The organism is Bradyrhizobium hereditatis (assembly GCF_020329435.1).
Lineage (GTDB): Bacteria > Pseudomonadota > Alphaproteobacteria > Rhizobiales > Xanthobacteraceae > Bradyrhizobium > Bradyrhizobium hereditatis.
Window position 1 is genome coordinate 891,386 of the sequence record NZ_JAGKJK010000001.1, and the last position, 18,778, is coordinate 910,163.

Consider the following 18,778-nt stretch of genomic DNA (forward strand, 5'->3'; position numbering starts at 1 on the left):
CGCCTGCCGGCCAGCATAGTGCCCCAACTTCAGCTCAAATGCTTCTCATCCGCAAGCATCTGGGCGGCCGTGTCCGTGAGCCGGTCGATCTGATCAAGCAACACCGCCAGCTCGTCCTTGCTGAGCTGTTCCAGAAGGCGCTGGTTGCGCTCCTGAGCGCCGGCCACAATGGCGTCATGGGCGGCCAGCCCCGCCTTGGTGAGGCAAACCAGCGTCTCGCGATTGTCCCGCGGATTGACCTCCCTGGCGACCAGCTTGCGCGCGACCAGTTCCGCCAGCGCGCGGCTGATCTGGCCCTTGTCCATGCCGACCGCCTCCGCGAGGCGGATCACGCTCATCGGTGGCCGCCGCCCGAGCGAGGCCACCAGGCCGAATTCCACCGAGGACAGCCCCGTCAGCCGCTTGTAACGCAGGATCGCGCCGCGCTTGAGTAGGTTCGCCAGCACCATCAGTCGCGATGACATCATCGCGGTGATCGGCGCCAGCTCCGCGGCATCATCTGACGGAGGCGAAGGCGTGGTCTGCTTTCCCAGCTTCCGGCTCATTTGCAAACCTCTGCCAACAAAGCGGGGCGGTGCCAAGAGCATCGCGCACGCCCGCAGATAAGACGCTCGAATAGCGCTATCGGATAAGCCAATCGACAAATCGTTGACACTGTCATCGATCCTGCTTTCACTGATTGGAATAATTCAACGACCGCGGCGGCAATGCCGTGGCGGGAGGAGACGGATGACCATCACGCAGCGGGATCGCGATCTCGGGACCGGCTACGCCTTGAAGCCGCCCACGACCCGAACGGCATCTATGTCGCCGGCCGGGTGAAGAATGCAGGCGATATCGGCCGCATGCGCTCCAAGTTCAATGGCAAGTTCTGGTGGGACATGACCGAGCGGGAGCACCAGCAATTCCCCGGGGATTACGAGGCGCAGGTCGGCCAGGGTCCGGTGACGATTCATTCGGAAGAGCATTTCGGCCAGAGCGACCGCGGCATCCTGATGATCCGGCGGATGCTGAGCGATCAGCTCGAGGCGATCGCTGCGGGGCGCGATCCGATTGGCGTTTCCTTCGAGAGAGACGCGCCGCCGGTCGAATTCGAGGCCGGCAATTTCATCCGCGACGCCTGACGCGACAAAGCCGCACGGCCGTCGCTCCGGCTACTAATGCCGGCGCTGCTCACCGTCGTCTATGCGCTGAACTCCTCGACGGCACCATCTTCAATGTCCTGACCGAACCAGGGGTTCGCGCTCAGCGACATTATGGGCCTGCTCGCCGGCTCCGACCAACGCCGCCTGTATGTGATGTACATCACAGATGACATCGCGAGAAACCGGCCAAAAACCGTCCGAATGAAACCATTTTGCCGAAACCGCGAAACGATCTTGAAACAGACAGGGCGTACCTCTCTCGCCAACACAGGACGTCAAAGGCGTCCGGGAGGCATCATATGAACCATTCATTTCATTCGGCAGATCGCGCCACCCATTTGAAGATCGTGGTTGTTGCCCTGGTGGCAGGCATTGCGGTTGCGGCGTTCGGCATTTCCGCCCGGACCGGCGCGGATTACAGCCAGACCGCCCAGGTCGTGAAGGCCGGCAAGCCGGTGGTCGTCACCAGCTCGAGCACCTCGACGGTCCGTTAAGCGATATTGATAATACCGGAATAAAAACGGCCGCCTTCAGGGCGGCCTTTTTGTTTGCAGCGGTTTCGGAGACCAGCACTAAGCCATTGATAAAAATGGCGCGAGAGACGGGACTCGAACCCGCGGCCTCCGCCGTGACAGGGCGGCGCTCTAACCAACTGAGCTACTCCCGCGGATGCCGTATCATATCCTGATCCGCGCAGAACCGAGGGCATAAAGGCCTGCTTCCGCTTAGTCAAGGACGTTGCGAATGTCCGCGTCAAATGGGTATTTTTGCGATTACGGTACGAATAGTCGCCTGTTTTCGGGCAAAACTGCGTAGGTAGCAATCGGTCGAATCGTTTAACGCCTGCACTATCCGGGTTTCTTGAAACCCTCCGCGCTCCCGTCGCAGCGGATCTTTGGGTTTCCCGTCACCTCCGACGCATTTTCCGGCGCCGGCATTCACAAACGCGCTCAAAAGTCATTGCAAGCAACGAGGAGGGCCAGACATGGCAAAGAAGGCAGCGGCTCCAGCCACCATCACACTCAAGCATCTGGCAGCGGCTCTTGCCGAGGAACATGAACTGTCGAAGAAAGCCGCCGAGGCGCTTCTGACCGACATGGTCGCCAAGATCACCAAACACCTCAAGAAGGGCGACCGGATCCGCATCGTCGGGCTCGGCATCCTCCAGGTCCGCAAGCGTGCCGCCCGCATCGGCCGCAACCCGGCGACCGGGGAACCGATCCAGATCAAGGCCAGCAAGAAGGTCGCCTTCCGGGCAGTCAAGGAGCTCAAGGAAGCCATTTGAGGCTTCACCTGACGTTTGCCTTGGCGGCCACCAGAAGTGCGCCATTTCCGGCGGGGACCCGGAATGGCCTTTTCTGTTATAGAGCCTTCCTGTCGCTCATCTTTTCCGGATCGTCATGTCCCCTTCTTCCCTCGCCTTCACCCACGACGTCACCGAGCGCTTGCTGCGCTATGTCGTGATCGACACCCAGTCCGATCCGAACTCGCCGACCTGCCCCTCCACTGAGAAGCAGAAAAATCTCGGCCGCCTGCTGGCGTCCGAGTTGCAGGCGATGGGGCTCAAGGACGCCCATCTCGACGAGCACGGCTATGTCTACGCGACCATTCCCGCCAACACCGACAAAAAGGTGCCGGTGATCTGCTTCTGCTCGCATATGGACACCTCGCCGGATTGCACCGGCGCCAACGTCAAGCCGCAGATCGTGAGGAATTACCAGGGCGGCGATATTGTGCTGCCGGCCGATCCCACCCAGGTGATCCGCGCCGCCGACCACCCCGCGCTCGCCGGCCAGATCGGGCATGACATCATCACGACCGATGGCACCACGCTGCTTGGCGCCGACAACAAGGCCGGCCTTGCCGAGATCATGGATGCGGCGCGGTTCCTGGTTGAGAACCCGCAAGTCAAGCATGGCACCATCAAGATCCTGTTCACGCCCGACGAGGAGATCGGCCGCGGCGTCGACAAGGTGGACCTGAAAAAGCTCGGCGCCGACTTCGCCTACACGATGGACGGCGAAAGCGCCGGGAATATCGAGGACGAAACCTTTTCGGCCGACGGCGCCACCATCACCATCGAGGGCGTCTCGACCCATCCCGGTTTTGCCAAGGGCAAGATGGAGCACGCAATCAAGATCGCCGCCGCCATCATCGAGCGCCTGCCCAAGGATACCTGTTCGCCGGAAACGACGGAAGGCAAGGAAGGCTTTCTGCATCCGATCGGCATCAAGGGCGAGCTGGAAAAGGCCACCATCGGCTTCATTGTCCGCGATTTCACCAATGAGGGCCTGAAGGAAAAGGAAGCCCTGCTCGAAGGCATCGTCAAAGACGTGATGAAAGGCTATCCGCACTCGACGTGGCGGATGGAGGTCAAGCCGCAATACCGCAACATGAAAGAGGTGATCGACCGCCACCCCGAAACCGTCGACTACGCGATCGAGGCGATCAAGCGCGCCGGGCTTACGCCGGTTAGAAGCTCGATCCGCGGCGGCACCGACGGCTCGCGCCTGTCGTTCATGGGCCTGCCCTGCCCCAACATCTTCGCCGGCGAACACGCTTTCCACTCGCGCCTCGAATGGGTCAGCCGCCAGGACATGGAAAAGGCCGCCGAGACTATCGTGCATCTGACGATGATCTGGGAAGAGCGGGCATAATCAGACCGAAAGACGTAGCTTCGATAGCGGCCGTCAGTGTAGTTTTTGCGTGGAAACGAGGAAGTCTACATGCGGTTGTCAAAACTCGCCGCTTGCACGCTTATCGTCGGAGCCACAGGCTCAATGTCCGCGCCTTCAGCGCTGGCCGCTTCTGACTGTCCAATATTGGTCGAACTGGCGGACTGGGGCGAGAACCCCACCGGCGACGTCAGCGTCGCGTCCGGGCAAAGTTGCCAGTTTTCGATCAAGATGCGCGGCACGGTGAGTAGCTCGGAGATTCAGCAAAAGCCGGCACGCGGCAAATTGAAAAAGCTCAACGCAACTACTTACGAATACAAGGCGAAGGCTAGATACAAAGGAAGCGATACGTTTGCCATCAAAGCAACAGGTCAGGGACCGACGGCTTCTGGCACGTCGGTGATCACCGTGCACGCGACGATCAAGTAGAGTTCCTTGCGTGCATTGCATCGCAGACGCGCTGCCGTCCAACAAGCCAACCTACGGCAGCGATCCTCGCAAGCCCACGACACCAGTATTCGGGGTGACTTGGCTACCGTTCTCTGGGGCGGCGCGCGTGCGGACCTCACTCTGCTCGGACATAGTGATGACGCGTACGAAGATCACGCCGAGCACAACGACCGCGATCGTAATCAGCCCGGCCCGGGCCGGAGTTGGATTTGAATTGGGTACGCGCATCACTGCTGCTACTCGTGCGCATCCGCCAGCCCGCTGCGACAAGCATCGCTGAGTCGCCCGGCGATTTGGTGGCGTGACGGTGGCGATCCGGCGTTCAATTGGAATGGGCGGCCGTCCCCGCGCTACTCTCTCCGCGTCATTGCGGCGGCACGAGGGTCGCTCGCCTTACTCACGACGCCCGCGCCGTCACGATCCAAACCGACGCCGGCAGCAGCACCGCATCGCCCTTGGCGAACGGCGTCAGCGCCTCGCGGATCGACGCGGCGACGGCAGCGCGGGCATCTTCCGGCTGTCCCTCCAGCGCCCGGCTCACCGGACCGATTTCCAGCGCCCCCTGTACCGCGCCATCGAGCCCGCGCCCGATCGCAGCATCCAGCAGCAGCGGACACGCTTCCATCTCGACGCCGGTAAAGCCGGCCTCGCCGAGAATGCGGCGCACGCGCTCCTCGGAGGCAAACGCGAACGGCCCGGGATCTTCCGGCCCCTGCTGCGGCAGTTTCGGCACGTGCTTGTAGGCGGCCGCAAGCGGCACCATGAAGAACGGATTTTCGCGCGGCTCGCGCCAGCAGGCGAATACCAGACGGCCGGTCGGCCGCAGAGCTTTTCGCATATTGGCAAACGAGAGCGCCGGATCGGCAAAGAACATCACGCCGAAGCGCGAGGCCAGCACATCGTAGCTCGCCGGCTCGAACGGATAGACGGTGGCATCGGCCAGAACAAAATCGATCGGCAGGTCCTTCGGCGTAGCCTGCCGCGCCCGCTCCAGCATCGGGCCCGAGACGTCGATACCCAGCACGCGGCCTGTCGGCTCGACCGCTTGCGCGAACGCAATTGCGGTGGCGCCGCTGCCGCAGCCGACATCGATGACACGCTCGCCCGGCTGGAAGCCGGCCCGATCAACGATGAGATCGGCGACCGGTTTGAGCAGCACGTCCTGCGCCGCCTGACGATCGGCCCAGCGCTGCCCGGCGGGACCGTTCCAGTAAGCGACCTGGTCGGCGTTTTGATCGTGGCTGGCTGGAGCGTCCATTCGCGCGGGTCCCTTCTTGATTGTTTTGGGAAGTTCGGGATCAGTCCGCCTTCGCTCGCCGAGCTTCGGCGCGACAGCCTTCGCCCTGCAAAAAAAGAAGGTACGAAAGTTTTGATCACATGTCAGCCCGGCACGCCACATAGAAAGCGCAACCGGCAGGCGCTTGCAGTTCATGCCGGAAGACTGAGCGCTAACGCCGAATTAATCTCAACAGCCTATTATCCCAGGCAGTTCTAGTTGGGTGTCGCGTAAAGGAGCCGTCGCGAGGGACGATCCAGCGACGGCTCCTTTTTTGTTTCACTCATTGAGGTTGACGCACGTGACCACGACACCTGAAAAGCAGAGCCCAACCGAACAACCCGAATCGACCGCACCGAGCAAGCCATCGAGCCGGAAATCGGTCCTGGCATTCGCAATCTTCGCTCTTGGCATAAACACGAGTGCGGCAATTTATACGCTGTCGCCGTCCGACTTTGCCCTGCCGGATATCAGCCATCTGGCCGAACTGCTTCCGCAGTACAAAGCCTCCGATCCGATACCGGATCCGGCTGTCGCCGCGTTGAAGGACATTCAGTCGGCCCAGCAGCAACACGTTGCCGCGCTGCAAGAGAGCAATATCTTACTGCAGCAAAACACAGCTCTTCTTCAGCAGGATTCAATTGCGCTTGCTTCCCTGAGACAGAGCGTCGTGGACGAGCAGGCCGGTGTGAAGAAGTTATCTGCTCAGATAGCGGATGAGCATGAAGACGTGAAAAAGATGTCTGCTCAGATTTCCAGGCTCATAGCGAAGGTCGACTTGCTGCAAAATGCAATAAGCCCGGAGGTGACTTCCTCCATTCGCACCGGGCACGCTCGTAACCGGCTATCTCAGGTGACGCGCAAAAAGATGGCTCGGCAGCCGAAACCTGCAGGACCTGTAGGACCTGTTTCGCTTGGAGGAGCGCCCCTAATTCTCTCGCCGACCACGACAGTCCCACAAGGCTGAACGAAAAGAGAGTGAGGCGCCAGTCCGCCTTCGCTCTTCGAGCTTCGGCGCGAAAGCCTTCGCCCCTGCGCAGGCGCAAACGTGGCACTACCGCCACGAACGATGGCTTGCCCAGCCGTAGCCCGCAGGGCGAAGGCTGGTAGGCGGTGAGAGATTCGAACTCCCGACCCTCTCGGTGTAAACGAGATGCTCTAACCAGCTGAGCTAACCGCCCGTGAGCCGCCCCTATCTACAGCGCCGCAAGGTGTGAACGCAAGCGAGGCTGTTGCCGACAAATGGCCCCAAATCGGCACATTTGCCGGGAAATACGGACCATACGGCGATATCATGAAACCTTTCCTGCGCAACGGCCTGCTGGCGGTGACGGTTTCGTGTTGACGACCATCAAACCCTCACTGCTGACGCGCATCTCACGCGCCATAGACTGAAGTTAGTCAGTATCGCGCCCCGGCAACCCCGCGATATCCTTGATCCAGGGCGCGGCGGAGCGGCACCAGATTTGCCGAGCCGGCCTGAGTTCGCCGCGCTGGCGGATGCTACCCCAGCGGATGCCCCAATCGTCCGCCCCGCCCTCGCCGCTCGTGAACATCGGCGAGCCGCAGACCTCGCAAAAATGCTGGAAGCGCGTGCGGCCGTTGTCGCCCTTCTTGGGATAGATCTTTGCCGGCGCGCCCGTCATCTGGATCTGCTCGGCGGAACAGAGCACCGTGACGCGATATGGCGAACCGGTAAGGTTCTGGCAGTCGGTGCAATGACAGATCGATACCTTCTCCGGATCGATAACGGCCCGATAGGTCACCCGCCCGCAATGGCACTGCCCGTCGATTTCCATGCCCGTCAACTCCGCTTGCTCACGTAAGATCCGCACAAACAAAAACGGCGCCCGAAGGCGCCGTTTTATCATCGATCAGTAGATCGGGCTTAGTGGGCGGTCAGACCACCGCCGGCTTCCTCGCCTGCGTCGGGCTTCACGTCCACCTTGGTCTCCTCTTCCCAGACGATCGGCGTCGGCGTGCGGACCAGCGCCTTGGCGACCACCTCATCGAGCCTCGCGACCGGGATGATCTCCATGCCGCCCTTGATCGCATCGGAAATCTCCGTCAGATCCTTGGCGTTGTCCTCGGGTATCAGCACCGTCTTGATGCCGCCGCGGGCCGCAGCCAGCAGCTTCTCCTTCAGACCGCCGATCGGCAGCACGCGGCCGCGCAGCGTGATCTCGCCAGTCATCGCGACATCGTGCCGGACCGGAATGCCGGTCATGACCGAGATGATCGCGGTGGCCATTGCCACACCCGCCGACGGTCCGTCCTTCGGGGTTGCCCCCTCCGGCACGTGGACGTGGATGTCGCGCTTGTCGAACAACGGCGGCTCGACGCCGTAGTTGATCGCCCGCGAGCGGACGTAAGACGCCGCTGCCGAGATCGACTCCTTCATCACGTCGCGCAGGTTGCCCGTGACGGTCATCTTGCCCTTGCCGGGCATCATGACGCCTTCGATGGTCAGCAGCTCGCCGCCGACATCGGTCCAGGCAAGGCCGGTGACGATACCGACCTGCGGCTCGCTCTCGATCTCGCCGAAGCGGAATTTCGGCACGCCGAGGAAGTCCTCTAGGGTCTTCTCGGTGACCTTGACCGACTTCTTCTTGGAGATCATCAGCTCCTTCACCGCCTTGCGGGCGAGTGTGGAGAGCTCACGCTCCAGGTTACGCACGCCCGCTTCGCGGGTGTAGCGGCGGATCATCAGGAGCAGCGCATCGTCGTCGATCGACCACTCCTTCGAGTCGAGGCCATGCTTGGAGATGGCGTTCGGGATCAGGTGCTTGCGCGCGATCTCGACCTTCTCGTTCTCGGTGTAGCCGGCGATCCGGATGATCTCCATGCGGTCCATCAGCGGACCCGGAATATTCAGCGTATTCGCGGTCGTGATGAACATGACGTTCGACAGATCGTAGTCGACCTCCAGATAGTGGTCGTTGAAGGTCGAGTTCTGCTCGGGGTCCAAAACCTCAAGCAGCGCCGATGATGGATCGCCGCGGAAATCGGCGCCCATCTTGTCGATCTCGTCCAACAGGAACAGCGGGTTCGAGGTCTTCGCCTTGCGCATCGACTGGATGATCTTGCCGGGCATCGAGCCGATATAGGTGCGGCGGTGACCGCGGATTTCCGCTTCATCGCGCACGCCGCCGAGCGAGACGCGCACGAACTCGCGGCCCGTCGCCTTCGCGATCGACTTGCCGAGCGAGGTCTTGCCGACGCCGGGAGGTCCGACCAGGCACAGGATCGGTCCGGTCAGCTTGTTGGCGCGCGACTGCACCGCAAGATACTCGATGATGCGGTCCTTGACCTTCTCGAGCCCGTAGTGGTCGGAATCGAGCACAGCCTGCGCCGCCTCGAGGTCCTTCTTGACCTTGGACTTCTTGTTCCACGGGATCGACAGCAGCCAGTCGAGATAGTTGCGCACGACGGTTGCTTCCGCGGACATCGGCGACATCTGGCGCAGCTTCTTCAGTTCGTGCTGCGCCTTCTCCCGCGCTTCCTTGGAAAGCTTGGTCTTGGCAATCTTCTCTTCCAGATCGGCCAACTCGTCGCGACCTTCGTCGTCGCCGAGCTCCTTCTGGATCGCCTTCATCTGCTCGTTCAGATAATACTCGCGCTGGGTCTTCTCCATCTGGCGCTTGACGCGCGAACGGATGCGCTTCTCGACCTGCAGCACCGAGATTTCGCTCTCCATCAGCCCCAGCACCTTCTCCAGGCGCTGCGTGACCGACAACGTCTCCAGGATGCCCTGCCGGTCCGCGATCTTGACGGCCAGATGCTGCGCGACCTGGTCGCTCAGCTTGGCGAAGTCGGTGATCGCCTGAACCACGCCGACGACTTCGGCGGAGATCTTCTTGTTCAGCTTCACATAGCTTTCGAAATCGGACACGACCGAGCGCGCCAGGGCTTCGGCTTCAACCGAATTGGCGTCGGTGTCGGCGAGCGCGATCGCGGTCGCTTCATAGTATTCGGTACGGTCGGAATATTTCTGCACGCGCGCGCGCTCAAGGCCTTCGACCAGCACCTTCACGGTGCCGTCGGGAAGCTTCAGGAGCTGCAGCACGCTGGCGAGCGTACCGACCTCGTAGATCGATTCCGGGCTTGGATCATCGTCGGACGCGTTCTTCTGCGTCGCCAGCAGGATCAGCGCGTCGTTCTTCATCACCTCTTCGAGGGCGCGGATCGATTTCTCGCGGCCGACGAACAGCGGCACGATCATGTGCGGAAATACGACGATGTCGCGGAGCGGCAGCACCGGATACGAATGGCTTTCGCCGAGAACGATGGTTGGCCGGGTTTTTGGGGATGTCATGGCCTATTCCTTCTGTTTTGCCCCCTTGCACGCAACCCGCTTAAGCCTGCGCAACTGCCACAAGGTGCCGGGAGTTCCGGTTCGCTCGGCCGCCTTCGCAAGCCGCCTCACCAGATGATTTTGCGACGAATCTCGAACGTGATTTCCGCCACCATGGGCATTAGGTGGCTATCGGGTATGGGGGTGTCAAGTCACGGAAAAATGCCCATTATTTCGGGCCAGATGCGCGGGGAAATACCGGCAACGAAGCGGCCGCCGGAAGGCCCGGCGGCCGTCTTATTCACGCAAATCTTTGCGGGCGCGATCAGGCGCTGGCGCTGCTCTCGACGGCGCGGTCGGAACGGTCCGCATAGATGTAGAGCGGACGGGCAGTTCCCTCGACAACTTCGCGCGAGATCACAACCTCTTCGACACCTTCCAAACCCGGCAGATCGAACATGGTCTCGAGCAGGATGCTTTCGAGGATCGAACGCAGGCCACGCGCGCCGGTCTTGCGCTCGATCGCCTTGCGGGCGACCGCGCCAAGCGCCTCGTCGGCGAAGGTGAGTTCGATGTTCTCCATTTCGAACAGCCGCTGGTATTGTTTCACCAGCGCGTTCTTCGGATCGGTCAGGATCTTCTTCAGCGAGTTCTCGTCGAGGTCCTCCAGCGTCGCAACGACCGGCAGACGGCCGACGAATTCCGGGATCAAGCCGTACTTCAAGAGATCTTCCGGCTCGACATGGCGGAAGATTTCACCGGTACGTCGATCCTCCGGCGCCAGCACCTGGGCGGCGAAACCGATCGAGGTCGAACGTCCGCGCGCGGAGATGATCTTCTCTAGCCCTGAGAAGGCGCCGCCGCAGATGAACAGGATGTTCGTGGTGTCGACCTGCAGGAACTCCTGCTGCGGGTGCTTGCGGCCGCCCTGCGGCGGCACGGAGGCAACCGTGCCTTCCATGATCTTCAGCAGCGCCTGCTGCACGCCCTCGCCCGACACGTCGCGGGTGATCGAGGGGTTATCGGACTTGCGGCTGATCTTGTCGATTTCGTCGATATAGACGATGCCGCGCTGCGCGCGCTCGACATTGTAGTCGGCCGACTGCAACAGCTTCAGGATGATGTTCTCGACGTCCTCACCGACATAGCCGGCTTCCGTCAGCGTCGTCGCATCCGCCATCGTGAACGGCACGTCGAGAATGCGCGCCAGCGTCTGCGCCAACAGCGTCTTGCCCGAACCGGTCGGACCGATCAGCAGGATGTTCGACTTCGCGAGTTCGACGTCGTTGTGCTTGGTCTGATGATTGAGGCGCTTGTAGTGATTGTGGACGGCAACCGACAGCACCTTCTTGGCATGGCTCTGGCCGATCACGTAGTCGTCCAGCACCTTGCAGATTTCCTTCGGCGTCGGAATCCCGTCGCGCGACTTCACCAGCGAGGACTTGTTCTCCTCACGGATGATGTCCATGCAGAGTTCGACGCACTCGTCGCAAATGAATACAGTCGGACCCGCGATGAGTTTGCGGACTTCGTGCTGGCTCTTTCCACAGAACGAGCAATACAGCGTGTTCTTGGAGTCGCTCGTGCCAACCTTACTCATTCCTGTCTCCGTCCGCCGTTCGATCCGTTACCCGATCGACCCATTCCGGCACTGCACCGGACCTGAAGGTAGATAGAGCAAATTCCATACCAGAAAAGACCCTAACTCAATTACGCACCGTGCTGCGAATCACGGCCCTAGAATCCCCCGCGATCTTAACCCAGTCTGCACAGCCAACCATGCTGTCACCCGACTATCAAGAATTCGCTAATCGGGGCGAAATGGCTACCCGTGACAATACCGTGATTTGTGGCGTTCGCACGGGGAGAAGTTGACGAAATCGACCGAGCGTTGCGGTATTGCCACGCCGCAAAACCGGCACGAAAGCGGAACTTTCGGCCCGTGCGGGCGCGCAAGCAGGCGCTTTCGGCCATATTTGCCGATTCAACCAACCGTTAAGGTCAACGCAGGGTGTCGCGATCCGTATCCTTACGGGACCCTCACCGGCGTCACTTCCTCGGGGCGCTTGTCGATCACCTTGTCGACGATCCCGAAGTCGTGGGCCATCTCGGCGGTCAGGAATTTGTCGCGCTCCAGCGCGTCCTCAATCGCCTTGTAGGTCTGGCCGGTGTGCTTCACGTAGATCTCGTTGAGGCGCTTCTTGAGATTCAGGATCTCCTGCGCGTGCAGCATGATGTCGGTGGCCTGGCCTTGGAAGCCGCCGGAGGGCTGATGCACCATGATACGGGAGTTCGGCAGCGAGAAGCGCATGTCCTTTTCGCCAGCGGCAAGCAGCAGCGAGCCCATCGAGGCCGCCTGGCCCGTGCACAGCGTCGATACCGGCGGACGGATGAACTGCATGGTGTCGTAGATCGCAAGACCCGATGTCACCACGCCGCCGGGCGAGTTGATGTACATCGAGATTTCCTTCTTGGGATTTTCCGCCTCGAGGAACAGAAGCTGCGCGACAATCAGCGTCGACATGCCGTCTTCGACCGGACCGGTCACGAAGATGATGCGCTCTTTCAGAAGCCGCGAGAAGATGTCGTAGGCGCGTTCACCGCGGTTGGTCTGTTCGACCACCATCGGAACGAGGTTCATGTAGGTTTCAACGGGATCGCGCATTGGTTACCCCAAGGGTTAGTAGAACGTTAGGCACCGAGCAGGCGGGCGAACATCCATCGGCAAGGCAGGCCAACCGGCATGATGCCGCGCTCGGACGAACGTCCCGTGATGCAGGACTTCAACTCAGAACTCGCGTTAGCGAGCCGCTCACAGATATGAGCCAATTTCCCGGCGACAAGACCGGGTAATCGCAAGCCGAACGAGGCGAGTTCAAGCTGATTCGCCGACGATCTCATAGCGACGGGTGGCGTCACCACGCCGCTTTCGCCGTTCATCATTAACGTGCGCCTGACCAAATCGATCAGGCTGCGCTCTTCTCGTCTTCGTCCTTGAACAGGTCCTCGCGCGAGACCTTCTTCTCAGTCACGTTAGCGAGTTCGAGGATGAAATCCACCACCTTGTCTTCATAAATCGGCGCACGAAGCTGGGCCAGCGCATTGGCATTATTGCGATAGTAGTCCCAGACTTCCTTCTCGCGGCCGGGCATCGAACGGGCACGCTCGATCACCGCGCGGCTGACCTCGTCGTCGGTGACGGTGATCTTGTTCTTCTCGCCGATCTCCGAGAGCACGAGACCGAGCCGGACGCGGCGGTCGGCGATCTTCTTGTATTCTTCCTTGGCTGCCTCTTCGGTGGTGTTCTCGTCGGCAAAGGTCTTGCCGGACGATTCCATCTCGGCCTTGATCGAGTTCCACATCAGGTTGAACTCTTCCTCGATCAGCGACGGCGGCGCCTCGAACTTGTGGCTGTCGTCGAGACGGTCAAGCAGCGCGCGCTTGACGCGCTGGCGCGTGGCGCCGGCGAACTCGGCGACCAGACGCTCGCGCGCGGCTTCCTTCAGCTTGTCGAGCGATTCCAGACCAAGCGTCTTGGCGAACTCGTCGTCGATCTTCGTCTCGCCGGGAGCTTCGATCAGCGTCGCCGTGGTCTCGAATTCGGCCGGCTGTCCCGCAAGCTTTTCGCTGGCGTAGTTCTTCGGGAACGACACTTTCAGCGTGCGGGTCTCGCCGGCGCCGATGCCTTCGAGCTGTTCCTCAAAACCAGGAATGAACTGGCCGGCGCCGATCACGACCTGGATGCCCTCGCCGGTGCCGCCGTCGAACGGCACGCCATCGATCGAGCCCTTGAAGTTGATGGTGACGCGATCGCCCTTCTCGGCCTTGGCGCCCTCGCCCTTGGCCGCGTAGGGACGGTTCTGCTCGGCAATGCGCTTGATCGCCTCGTCGACCTCGGTGTCGGTGACCTCGACCACCGGCTTCTCCACGGAGAAGGTCTTGAAATCGGCGAGCTGGATGGTCGGCACGACCTCAATCGCAACCGTGTAGGTCAGATCGGTCTTGCCGGCGAGCAGTTCCTCGACCTCTTTGGTCTCAGTCGGCATGGTGATCTTCGGCTCGGTCGCGAGGCGAAAGCCGCGCTCGGTGAAGATCTGCGTGTTGGTGTCGCGGATGGTCTGGTCGATGGTCTCGGCCATGACCGAGCGGCCATACACCTTCTTGAGGTGGGTCACCGGCACCTTGCCGGGACGGAAGCCATTGAGGCGCACCTTGTCCTTGAGATCGACCAGCTTGGCATCCGCCTTGGCGTCGAGATCCGATGCGGGAACGCTGACCTTAAACTCGTGTTTCAATCCCTCGGCGAGGGTTTCGGTGACCTGCATGGTATCAATCTTCTTCCGCTTGCGCCGGGCTGCAACCAGCCCGGCAGTGTCAACAATTCGAGGCGTGGCCTTGGCAAGCCTGGCGCCGGTGGTTCGGCAGACCTTGGCTCCCCCATCGGGGGAAGAAGGCCCGCCAGTATTCGTCATGCAAACGCTTGGATAGAGCGCTTGGTGCGGGCGGAGGGACTCGAACCCCCACAACTTTCGTCACTGGAACCTAAATCCAGCGCGTCTACCAGTTCCGCCACGCCCGCGTGAAAAGCATCCAATACCCGGCCGCGATGCCGCGGGCGGCGGGCTTATATCATGAGCCTACACCTCCGCAGCAAAAAAATGGTCCTTTTTGACAGCACCGGGGCAAGGCGTCACAGCTGAGATGGATAATACAGAAAATGGTCCGCATCGGTCCGATGACAAGCCCCAAATTCCCGCTCGATCGTCGCGAACTGATGGCCGGCCTTGGCGCGGCCGCACTTGCCCCGGTGTTGCCTGCTAGCGGCCGGGCACAAGGGGCCCCATCAGTCACGCTTCAGGGCAAGGCCGATACCATCGCCCTGCGCGACGGCCCGCCCACGCCGGTCTGGTCGCTGCACGGGCCTGAACTGCGCTTCAAGCGCGGCGAGACGGCCGAGGTCGCGTTCGCCAACGAGCTTCCTACCCCCGCGGTACTGAACTGGCGAGGAATCGACGGGATAGCTTCGGCCGAGCCGCTGACCGCCCGTCCCCCAGTCGCCGCGGGTGCCAAGCAAACCCTGCAACTGCCGCTGCGCCATGCCGGGACCTTCCTCTGCGATTTCGGACTGCTTGGGGACGGCCAGGCGCGCCCCACACGGTCACGGGCGCTGGTGGTTCGAGAAAACGAGGCCGTCTCGGTCGACCGGGATGAGGTATTTTTGATCGAGGATTGGCGGGTCCTGCCCGATGGGTCTGCGATTGCGCCCGGCCTTGAGCCGAAAGATGCCGTGCCGGCCTTTACGGTCAACGGCCGAACTTCACTCGAAATCTCAGCCCGTACAAACGAACGCGTCAGACTCCGCTTTATCAGCGCCTGTCAACGCACTGTTATTGCAACGAAAATGGAAAACTATGAGGTTCGCGTGATGGCCGTGTGCGGCCAGCCGGCCGAGCCTTTCCAGGCCCGCAGCGGCGCGCTGGTGCTGGCGCCGGGCGGCCGGGCCGACGTCTTCATTGATGTCGCTTTGCCGGCAGGCACTTCCACGCCGATCCTGCTGCACGACGGCAAGGAGGCGCGCCCGGTCGGCAAAATCGTCGTTTCAAGCGAGCCGCCGATCCGTCCCGCGCCGCTGCCACCGGCCGCGCCGCTGCGCTCCAACGGCCTGCCCGAGCGGATCGAGCTCAAGGGCGCGACCCGTGTCGATCTGGCACTTGGCACTCCACAAGGCGACTGGGTGGCTCCGGCCAGCTTTGTCGTCACCGCGGCCCCTGCCTTCCGCGTCAAGACGGGTCGCACAGTGGTGCTTGCACTCACCAACCGCGCCGCCATGGCCACCGTCTTCCACCTCCACGGCCATCACTTTCGCCTGCTCGACCGGCTGGACGACGGCTGGAAGCCGTACTGGCTGGATACGCTGGCAATCGAGCCCGGGCAGACCCAGCGCATCGCCTTCTTGGCTGAACACGCCGGCCGCTACTTGATCGAGTCCGTCGCGACAGACTGGGCAGCGCCGCGGCTGGTCCGGTGGTACGCTGTCGAGTGAGGAGCACGCCCGAGAGCAATGCCATGAGAAAACCCGTTCCTGCCATCCGCAGCGTCAAAGCGCGCGCGCTCGTCGTGCCGCTCAAGCGTCCCGTGAAGAACGCCTTTGGCGTGATCGATGTCGGCCCGCTGGTCCTGATCGACGTCGAGACCGATCAGGGCGTTACCGGGCACTCCTATATCTTCGCCTACACCCGCCTGACACTTAAGCCATTGGTGTATCTGCTCGAGGATATCGGGCGCGAGCTCATCGGCCGGCCGGTCGCGCCCTCCGATCTGATGGCGGCGATGGACGCCAAATTCCGGCTGCTCGGCTGGCAGGGCCTGGTCGGTATGGCGGTGTCGGGCCTCGACATGGCCTATTGGGATGCGCTCGGAAAGTTGGCGGGCAAACCGGTGGTTGAATTGCTCGGCGGTTCGCCGAAACCGATTCCCGCCTATGACAGCTATGGCGTGGTCGATCCGGTCACTGATGAACGCGCACTGCGCCATTCGCTCGAACAGGGGTTTCGCGGCATCAAGATCAAGGGCGGCGACGGCGATGCCGCCAACGACGAACGCGTGGTCAAGGGCGTGCGCGAACTGATCGGCCCCGATGTCGCGCTGATGATCGACTTCAACCAATCGCTCGATCCCACGGAAGCCACGCGCCGCATCGCGCGCCTGGCGCCCTACGATCTGCACTGGATCGAAGAGCCGGTGCCGCAGGAAAATCTCGCCGGGCACGCCAAAGTGCGTGCGGCCTCGCCGACGCCGATCCAGGCCGGCGAGAACTGGTGGTTCCCGCGCGGCTTTGCGGAAGCGATCGCGGCGGGCGCCAGCGACTTCATCATGCCCGACCTGATGAAGTGCGGCGGCGTGACTGGCTGGCAGGCTGTTGCCGCGCAAGCCGAGGCCGCCAACATTCCGATGTCGAGCCACCTCTTTGCGGAGGCCAGCGCCCACATGCTGGCGGTGACGCCCACTGTGCACTGGCTCGAATATCTCGACTTCGCCAGCATCATCCTCGCCCACCCTGCCAAGATCGTCGACGGCACGGTTACAGCGCGGGGACCCGGTCTTGGGCTGGAATGGAATGAGCCGGCAGTGGCGAAGTATCTGATCTTGTACTGACGTAGCGCGTAGGATGGGTGGAGCGAAGCGATACCCATCATCTCTCCGCGTAGGGATTTGATGGGTTTCGCTGCGCTCTACCCATCCCACGCTCTCAATACTCAACCCCGAACTCGTCAAAGAGTCTTCTGAACACCGCGGGCAGCACTTCCGGCAGATCTTCCGCAATCAGCCCCGGCCCCGCTTCGCCGGCGGCCTCGCCATGCATCCAGACGGCAATGCTGGTCGCTTCGAAGGCGGCGACGCCCTGCGCCAGCATCGCGGCGATCATCCCGGAGAGCACGTCGCCGGCACCGGCGGTGGCGAGCCAGGGCGGCGCGTTGGAGGCGATGGTCGCACGTCCATCCGGTGAGGCCACCACCGTATCCGGCCCCTTCAGCAGCACCACCGCACCGGCACGTTGGGCGGCGTCGCGCACCCGCTCCAGCTTGGAGCGACCGGGGTGCTTGTTGCTGATGTCGCTGAACAGGCGCGGAAACTCGCCCTCATGCGGGGTCAGTACGACCTGCGGGTCCTCGCTCGCCTTGATCGCCTCGAACAGCCGGTCCGGCGCCTCGGCGAAACTCGTCAGCGCGTCGGCATCGAGCACGAGGCCGCGCTTGGTGGATAGCGCGGTGTGAACGAGATCGCGCGTGCGGTTGCTGATGCCGGCGCCCGGCCCGATCACGATGGAATTGAGCCGCCGGTCGTTCAACAACTCGGCGAATTCAACCACAGTATCGAAGGGACGAACCATCACCGCCGTCAGCGCTGCGGCATTCACCGCCAGCGCCTCGCGCGGCGAGGCCACGGTCACGAGCCCCGCCCCTGCCCGTAGCGCCCCGCGCGCCGCAAGCCGCGCCGCGCCGGTTGATGTCGGCTCGCCGGACAGCACGACGGTATGACCGCGGGCATACTTATGGCCGTCGATCGCCGGTACGGGGAACGACTTCTGCCAGCTCTGCGGAACGTTCTCGAACGTCTGCGGCCGGATCTGCTCCAGCACCTGCCGATCGATGCCGATATCGGCGACGCGGACACGGCCGCAATGTTTGCGACCGGGCATGAGCAGATGCGCCGGCTTGCGGCGGAAGAACGTCACGGTCTCCACCGCATTAATCGCAGCGCCCATCACCGCGCCCGTCGTGCCGTTGATCCCGCTCGGCAGGTCGACGGCAAGCACCGGCGCGCCATTGGCATTGATTGCTGCGATCATCTCGAGCGGATCGCCCTTGACGGGGCGATTGAGGCCTGCGCCGAACAGCGCGTCGATGATCAGCGCCGGCTTGCCGATCGCCTGCGGGTTGAACGGCAGCACCGGATATTTCCAGCCGCGTGCGGCAAGCGCGGCGTCGCCCTGCAGGCTGTCGCGCTCGCAGAGCAGGATGACCGACACCTCGCGGCCACGCGCCGCGAGTTCGGCGGCCGCCACAAAGCCGTCGCCGCCATTATTGCCGCGGCCCGCGACCACCACGATCGGCCCCTCCTCGACGAGGTCCATCGCGGCTTCGGCCACGGCCTGGCCCGCGCTCATCATCAGCGCAAAGCCGGGCGTGCCGGCGGCAATCGTCAGCCGGTCGGCCCGCTCCATCTCCGTCGTGGTCAAAACTTCCATGCCGAATCCTCGATCCGTCAGCCCTTTCCAGAGGCACATTTCATCGTGTTAACGGCCTGCTTCACCCTCGGCTGCATACGAATTGATCGGTTTGCCTATTTTATAAGCTTCGCTATCATGCCTCGCCCGGCCTGACCTCTTTCATTTGCCTGTTAAAAGTCTGATAACGTTCCGAAATCAGGCGCAATA

15 protein-coding genes, 3 tRNA genes and 1 pseudogene are annotated in these 18,778 nt (G+C 62.2%); 8 read left to right on the forward strand and 11 right to left on the reverse strand.

Annotated features, from left to right (window positions below; translation table 11 throughout):
* Positions 1-29: 29 nt before the first annotated feature.
* Positions 30-545, reverse strand: coding sequence for a MarR family winged helix-turn-helix transcriptional regulator (locus tag J6524_RS04395; protein ID WP_225669118.1), 516 nt, complete (start codon positions 543-545; stop codon positions 30-32).
* 255 nt (positions 546-800) lie between these two features.
* Here J6524_RS04395 and J6524_RS04400 point away from each other — a divergent pair.
* Positions 801-1,124: pseudogene (locus tag J6524_RS04400) on the forward strand (SRPBCC family protein); the annotation flags it as partial.
* 320 nt (positions 1,125-1,444) lie between these two features.
* Entirely contained in the window at positions 1,445-1,639 is a 195-nt protein-coding gene (locus tag J6524_RS04405) for a hypothetical protein (protein WP_057840492.1), read from the forward strand.
* A 96-nt stretch (positions 1,640-1,735) separates the two neighbouring features.
* Here the strand turns inward: J6524_RS04405 and J6524_RS04410 are convergent.
* Positions 1,736-1,812 (reverse strand) — tRNA-Asp (locus J6524_RS04410).
* Positions 1,813-2,130: 318 nt separating this feature from the next.
* Between J6524_RS04410 and J6524_RS04415 the strand changes: the two genes are divergently transcribed.
* From J6524_RS04415 to J6524_RS04425, 3 genes are all read left to right on the forward strand, one after another.
* Positions 2,131-2,430 carry an HU family DNA-binding protein gene (locus J6524_RS04415; RefSeq protein WP_225669119.1) on the forward strand — a complete coding sequence of 100 codons (300 nt, stop codon included), beginning with the start codon at positions 2,131-2,133 and terminating at the stop codon, positions 2,428-2,430.
* Between the two features lie 115 nt (positions 2,431-2,545).
* Positions 2,546-3,802 carry a peptidase T gene (gene pepT, locus J6524_RS04420; protein WP_225669120.1) on the forward strand — a complete coding sequence of 419 codons (1,257 nt, stop codon included), beginning with the start codon at positions 2,546-2,548 and terminating at the stop codon, positions 3,800-3,802.
* Positions 3,803-3,871: 69 nt separating this feature from the next.
* The gene (locus J6524_RS04425) at positions 3,872-4,249 is read left to right on the forward strand and encodes a hypothetical protein (protein WP_225669121.1); all 378 of its coding nucleotides are present in this window, start codon (positions 3,872-3,874) and stop codon (positions 4,247-4,249) included.
* A gap of 418 nt (positions 4,250-4,667) precedes the next feature.
* On the opposite strand, the gene J6524_RS04430 is transcribed toward J6524_RS04425, so the two are convergent.
* Positions 4,668-5,528, reverse strand: coding sequence for a class I SAM-dependent methyltransferase (locus J6524_RS04430; RefSeq protein ID WP_225669122.1), 861 nt, complete (start codon positions 5,526-5,528; stop codon positions 4,668-4,670).
* 319 nt (positions 5,529-5,847) lie between these two features.
* Between J6524_RS04430 and J6524_RS04435 the strand changes: the two genes are divergently transcribed.
* Positions 5,848-6,513 carry a hypothetical protein gene (locus J6524_RS04435; RefSeq protein ID WP_225669123.1) on the forward strand — a complete coding sequence of 222 codons (666 nt, stop codon included), beginning with the start codon at positions 5,848-5,850 and terminating at the stop codon, positions 6,511-6,513.
* A gap of 137 nt (positions 6,514-6,650) precedes the next feature.
* Here J6524_RS04435 and J6524_RS04440 read toward each other — a convergent pair.
* From J6524_RS04440 to J6524_RS04470, 7 genes are all read right to left on the reverse strand, one after another.
* Positions 6,651-6,727: transfer RNA gene (locus J6524_RS04440), tRNA-Val, on the reverse strand.
* A gap of 216 nt (positions 6,728-6,943) precedes the next feature.
* Positions 6,944-7,345 carry a GFA family protein gene (locus J6524_RS04445; protein WP_225669124.1) on the reverse strand — a complete coding sequence of 134 codons (402 nt, stop codon included), beginning with the start codon at positions 7,343-7,345 and terminating at the stop codon, positions 6,944-6,946.
* A gap of 89 nt (positions 7,346-7,434) precedes the next feature.
* Positions 7,435-9,861, reverse strand: coding sequence for an endopeptidase La (gene lon / locus J6524_RS04450; protein WP_225669125.1), 2,427 nt, complete (start codon positions 9,859-9,861; stop codon positions 7,435-7,437).
* A 304-nt stretch (positions 9,862-10,165) separates the two neighbouring features.
* Positions 10,166-11,440: an ATP-dependent Clp protease ATP-binding subunit ClpX gene (clpX, locus tag J6524_RS04455; RefSeq protein ID WP_171712506.1), complete on the reverse strand. Its 1,275-nt coding sequence runs from the start codon at positions 11,438-11,440 to the stop codon at positions 10,166-10,168.
* 429 nt (positions 11,441-11,869) lie between these two features.
* Positions 11,870-12,505 carry an ATP-dependent Clp protease proteolytic subunit gene (locus J6524_RS04460; protein ID WP_225669126.1) on the reverse strand — a complete coding sequence of 212 codons (636 nt, stop codon included), beginning with the start codon at positions 12,503-12,505 and terminating at the stop codon, positions 11,870-11,872.
* 301 nt (positions 12,506-12,806) lie between these two features.
* Entirely contained in the window at positions 12,807-14,165 is a 1,359-nt protein-coding gene (tig, locus tag J6524_RS04465; RefSeq protein ID WP_225669127.1) for a trigger factor, read from the reverse strand.
* A gap of 169 nt (positions 14,166-14,334) precedes the next feature.
* Positions 14,335-14,419 (reverse strand) — tRNA-Leu (locus J6524_RS04470).
* Between the two features lie 195 nt (positions 14,420-14,614).
* On the opposite strand from J6524_RS04470, the gene J6524_RS04475 reads away from it, so the two are divergent.
* Positions 14,615-15,883: a multicopper oxidase family protein gene (locus J6524_RS04475; RefSeq protein WP_225669128.1), complete on the forward strand. Its 1,269-nt coding sequence runs from the start codon at positions 14,615-14,617 to the stop codon at positions 15,881-15,883.
* A 23-nt stretch (positions 15,884-15,906) separates the two neighbouring features.
* Positions 15,907-16,995 (forward strand): enolase C-terminal domain-like protein, encoded by a 1,089-nt coding sequence (locus J6524_RS04480; RefSeq protein ID WP_225669129.1) that lies wholly within the window; start codon positions 15,907-15,909, stop codon positions 16,993-16,995.
* 94 nt (positions 16,996-17,089) lie between these two features.
* Here J6524_RS04480 and J6524_RS04485 read toward each other — a convergent pair whose 3' ends face one another.
* Positions 17,090-18,589 carry an NAD(P)H-hydrate dehydratase gene (locus J6524_RS04485; protein WP_225669130.1) on the reverse strand — a complete coding sequence of 500 codons (1,500 nt, stop codon included), beginning with the start codon at positions 18,587-18,589 and terminating at the stop codon, positions 17,090-17,092.
* Between the last annotated feature and the right edge of the window lie 189 nt (positions 18,590-18,778).

Bases quoted from the DNA above. Each gene is read 5' to 3' on its own strand.
- tig (WP_225669127.1), bottom strand. From the start codon at position 14,165: ATGCAGGTCACCGAAACCCTCGCCGAGGGATTGAAACACGAGTTTAAG.
- clpX (WP_171712506.1), bottom strand. From the start codon at position 11,440: ATGAGTAAGGTTGGCACGAGCGACTCCAAGAACACGCTGTATTGCTCG.
- J6524_RS04430 (WP_225669122.1), bottom strand. From the start codon at position 5,528: ATGGACGCTCCAGCCAGCCACGATCAAAACGCCGACCAGGTCGCTTAC.
- J6524_RS04415 (WP_225669119.1), top strand. From the start codon at position 2,131: ATGGCAAAGAAGGCAGCGGCTCCAGCCACCATCACACTCAAGCATCTG.
- J6524_RS04395 (WP_225669118.1), bottom strand. From the start codon at position 545: ATGAGCCGGAAGCTGGGAAAGCAGACCACGCCTTCGCCTCCGTCAGAT.
- pepT (WP_225669120.1), top strand. From the start codon at position 2,546: ATGTCCCCTTCTTCCCTCGCCTTCACCCACGACGTCACCGAGCGCTTG.
- lon (WP_225669125.1), bottom strand. From the start codon at position 9,861: ATGACATCCCCAAAAACCCGGCCAACCATCGTTCTCGGCGAAAGCCAT.
- J6524_RS04475 (WP_225669128.1), top strand. From the start codon at position 14,615: ATGGCCGGCCTTGGCGCGGCCGCACTTGCCCCGGTGTTGCCTGCTAGC.
- J6524_RS04485 (WP_225669130.1), bottom strand. From the start codon at position 18,589: ATGGAAGTTTTGACCACGACGGAGATGGAGCGGGCCGACCGGCTGACG.
- J6524_RS04480 (WP_225669129.1), top strand. From the start codon at position 15,907: ATGAGAAAACCCGTTCCTGCCATCCGCAGCGTCAAAGCGCGCGCGCTC.
- J6524_RS04405 (WP_057840492.1), top strand. From the start codon at position 1,445: ATGAACCATTCATTTCATTCGGCAGATCGCGCCACCCATTTGAAGATC.
- J6524_RS04425 (WP_225669121.1), top strand. From the start codon at position 3,872: ATGCGGTTGTCAAAACTCGCCGCTTGCACGCTTATCGTCGGAGCCACA.
- J6524_RS04460 (WP_225669126.1), bottom strand. From the start codon at position 12,505: ATGCGCGATCCCGTTGAAACCTACATGAACCTCGTTCCGATGGTGGTC.
- J6524_RS04445 (WP_225669124.1), bottom strand. From the start codon at position 7,345: ATGGAAATCGACGGGCAGTGCCATTGCGGGCGGGTGACCTATCGGGCC.